The organism is Bacteroides sp. RTP31139st1_H2_RTP31139_211217 (assembly GCF_040227615.1).
GTDB lineage: Bacteria > Bacteroidota > Bacteroidia > Bacteroidales > Bacteroidaceae > Bacteroides > Bacteroides uniformis.
The window spans coordinates 1-4,418 of record NZ_JBCNZM010000027.1 but is presented as its reverse complement, the minus strand read 5'-3'; the positions used below and the strand labels follow the sequence as shown (position 1 = coordinate 4,418).

General features: G+C 51.9%; 2 protein-coding genes. Both read left to right on the top strand.

Features of this window, described 5'->3' with window-relative positions; all coding sequences use genetic code 11:
- Positions 1 to 2,410, top strand: a 2,410-nt coding sequence (locus ABUA47_RS06475; protein WP_349831470.1) for a UvrD-helicase domain-containing protein, incomplete at its 5' end; no start/stop codon positions are given.
- A gap of 43 nt (positions 2,411 to 2,453) precedes the next feature.
- The coding region (locus tag ABUA47_RS06470) for a PD-(D/E)XK nuclease family protein (RefSeq protein WP_349831469.1) at positions 2,454 to 4,418 on the top strand (1,965 nt) is incomplete at its 3' end.

Here is a 4,418-nt window from a genome sequence, read left to right as displayed (position 1 = left end):
CATCATCTGTCTGGCAGAAACCAGCCTGATGCCTCTACTGCAGGAAGCCGAAAGAATGCGTCCGCAACGCAACCGTACCTTGAACAGTTGCCGCCTCTCGCTCCAGCACCTCAACAAACTGCAACTTCTCAATCATATCGACGAAGAGGTACGCACGCTAAACCGGGAGCACAACCGCTTTCTGCTCTCGGATACCAACGCCCTACTGCACAAACTGGTGCGCGAGGGTGACTCTTCGTTCGTCTTCGAGAAAATCGGCGCCAACATACGCAACGTCATGATTGACGAGTTCCAGGACACCAGCCGCATGCAATGGGACAACTTCCGCCTGCTGCTGCTCGAAGGACTTTCGCAAGGAGCCGACAGTCTGATTGTGGGAGATGTGAAGCAGTCCATCTACCGCTGGCGGAACGGGGACTGGGGAATACTGAATAGTTTAGGCAATGAAGAATTGAAAATGGAGAATAGAGAATCAAGTTCTCCATTAAACAACTTCCCCGTCCGTGTGGAAACCCTAAAAACAAACCGACGTAGCGAAACTAACATTATCCGTTTCAACAACCAAGTATTTACCGCTGCCATAGACTACCTCAATGCGCTACACCTGAACGAACTGAAAGAGGACTGCCTACCCCTAAAACGCGCTTATGCCGACGTAGTGCAGGAATCGCCCAAGAACACGGAGTACGGCTACGTAAAAGCTGCCTTCCTTGAACCGGACGATGAACACAACTATACAGAGCAGACCCTTCTCGCCTTAGGAGAAGAAGTACAGCGGCTACTGGAAGAGGGCGTAACACTGAATGACATCACCATCCTTGTCCGCAAGAACAAGAATATCCCACCGATAGCCGACTATTTCGACAAAGAACTGCATCTCTCTGTCGTGTCCGACGAAGCTTTCCGTCTGGATGCCTCCCTTGCCATCTGCATGCTGATGGATGCCCTGCGCTGCCTATCGAATCCGGAGAACAGGATTGCGGAGGCTGCACTGATGGAGAACTACAAATTACAAATGACAAATGACGAGCAACCGAAATTCACAACAGCCACTCCCCTTCCCGAAGCCTTTACCTCCCGACGGGAAACGCTGCGCCTGATGCCTTTGTATGAGTTACTGGAAGAACTGTTCAGCATCTTCGGCATGAGCCGCATTGAAAAGCAGGATGCCTACCTCTTCTCCTTCTTCGATGCTGTGACGGAGTATCTGCAAAGCAATTCTTCCGAACTGGACAGCTTCATCCGCTACTGGGACGAAACCCTTTGCAGCAAAACCATCCCCAGCGGTGAGATGGACGGCATACGCATCTTCTCCATCCACAAGTCCAAAGGACTGGAATTCCATACCGTACTGATTCCCTTCTGCGACTGGAAGCTGGAGAACGAAACCAACAACCAGCTGGTGTGGTGCGTCCCACCGGAAGAGCCTTATAATGCCATCAGCTTAGTGCCGGTGAACTATTCCACCACCATGGCGGAATCCATATACCGGCAGGACTATCTGCACGAACGTCTTCAGCTGTGGGTGGACAATCTGAATCTGCTGTACGTGGCCTTTACCCGTGCCGGCAAGAACCTCATCCTCTGGAGCCGGAAGGAACAGAAGGGAACCATGTCCGAACTCCTTGCCAACACCCTGCCCCGCATAGCCAAAGACGGAGCAGGCAGTTGGGACGAAGAGGCTGCCATATACGAGAACGGCAGGATTTGCCCTTCCCCCGTCCCCGTCTCACAGCATGACGCAGACAACCCTGCTAACGACGAAGCTAAACCTCTATACTACGAACAGAAACCTCTATACTGCGAACGTAAACCTGAGGTTTACGAACAGCAACCAGTCAACAGACTTTCGCAAAAGCCGGTCAAACTGCCCGTCCACATGGAGAGCATGCTCCACGACATCGAGTTCCGGCAATCCAACCGTTCGGCAGACTTCATAGCAGGAGTGGACGAAGCAGAGTCCAGCCAGCGCTTCATCAACCGGGGACGTTTGCTGCATACCCTATTCTCTGCCATCGAAACGGAAAAAGACATTGACAATGCCATCAGCCAGCTCGTCTTTGAAGGTGTGATTGGACGGAGTGAGACGGAAGAAGAAATACGCAATCTCACCCAACGCGCTTTCTCCCTGCCTCAAGTCAAGGACTGGTATTCAGGAACGTGGCAGCTATTCAATGAATGCGACATCATCTGGCAGGAAAACGGTGAACTGCGGACACGCCGCCCGGACCGCGTGATGATGCGTGGCGAAGAAATCGTAGTGGTGGACTTCAAGTTCGGAAAGCCAAACAAGAAGTACAACAAGCAGGTGCAGGGATACATGCAACTGCTGGTCCGCATGGGGTATGTCGCAGAAAATATACGGGGTTACTTGTGGTATGTAGAGGAGAACAACATAGAACCGGTATAACTCACTCCCCATCCACTATTAATTATCAATTATCAACTAAATCATGGAAACATTCCTCCAACTGGTCGCCCGCGACCTTTACGCCAAAATAGGAAACGACCTCTCGCGCACCGCCATCGTTTTCCCCAACAAACGTGCCAGTCTGTTCTTCAACGAATATCTGGCAACTGAAACGGACCGCCCTTTGTGGTCGCCTGCCTACGTCAGCATCAGCGAACTGTTCCGGCAACTCTCTCCATTGAAGTCCGGCGACCCTATCCGCCTGGTATGCGAACTGTATAAGGTGTTCCGCGAAGAGACCCGCAGCGAAGAAACTCTGGATGACTTCTACTTCTGGGGAGAACTGCTCATCAGCGATTTCGATGACGTAGACAAAAACCTTGTAGATGCCGACAAACTCTTCAGCAACCTGCAAGAACTGAAGAACATTATGGACAATTACGACTTCCTCGACCAAGAACAAGAAGAAGCCATCCGCCAGTTCTTCCAGAACTTTTCCATAGAAAAGCGCACGGAGCTGAAAGCCAAATTCATCTCCCTCTGGGATAAACTGGGCGACATCTACCGCCACTACCGCCGCAATCTTACAGAACTGGGCATCGCCTACGAAGGCATGATGTACCGCAATGTCATGGAGCAACTCGACACCGACCGACTGCGCTACGACCGCTATGTATTTGTCGGCTTCAACGTGCTGAATAGAGTAGAAACCCGTTTCTTCCAGCTCTTGCAGGATGCCGGGAAAGCAATGTTCTATTGGGATTACGACGTGTTCTACACCCGTCTTCCCCTTGAGCAAAAGCCGCCCTATACCCACGAAGCAGGCGAATTCATCCTCCGCAACCTAAAGCTGTTTCCCAACCAACTGCCCGAAACTTCTTTTGATGTACTGCGGAAACCCAAGAACGTACGCTTTATCTCCGCTTCTACCGAAAATGCACAAGCCCGCTACTTGCCGCAATGGATTAGGGGGAATGAAGAATTAAGAACCCCTTCTTCATTCAAAGACACTGCCGTTGTCCTTTGCAACGAATCCCTACTGCTTCCCGTCCTCCACTCCATTCCGGCAGAGGTAAAGAACGTCAACATCACAATGGGATTTCCCCTTGCCCAAACTCCGGTGTACAGTTTTATCAACGCCCTTGTAGAGCTACAGACTACCGGCTACCATGCAGGTACCGGACGATACATCTACGAAACCGTAATCACGCTGCTGAAACACCCTTACACCCGGCAACTTTCCCCCAATGCCGAAACACTGGAAAAACAGCTTACCCGGGACAACCGCTTCTATCCCCTTCCCTCGGAGCTGAAGCAGGACGCATTCCTTGAACAAGTCTTTACACCACAGAACGGCATCGCCGCCCTATGCAGCTACCTCACCGAACTGCTTCGCGAAGTGGCCGTCCTCTACCGCCAGGAAAAAGACGTGGAAGACATCTTCAACCAGCTGTACCGCGAGTCTCTGTTCAAAAGCTACACCCTCGTCAACCGCCTGCTCAGCCTGATAGAGACCGGCGAATTGAGTGGTGTGCGCACAGACACGCTGAAGCGACTGCTGAACCGCTTGCTTACCTCTGCCAACATTCCCTTCCACGGAGAACCCGCCATCGGCATGCAAGTAATGGGGGTGCTGGAAACGCGTAACCTCGATTTCCGTAACCTCATCATGCTCTCCCTCAACGAAGGGCAATTGCCCAAAGCCGGAGGCGACTCCTCCTTCATTCCCTACAACCTGAGGAAGGCCTTCGGCATGACCACCATAGAACACAAGAATGCCGTCTATGCCTACTACTTCTACCGCCTCATCCAACGGGCAGAAAACGTCACCTTATTATATAACACCTCTTCGGACGGACTGAACCGCGGGGAAATGTCCCGCTTCATGCTGCAATTCCTGGTAGAGTCGCCGCACAACATCTCCCTTGAGTACCTTGAAGCCGGACAATCTCCACAGCAAGCCCGGGAAATTGAGATTCACAAGACACCGGAGATGTTGCAACAGATG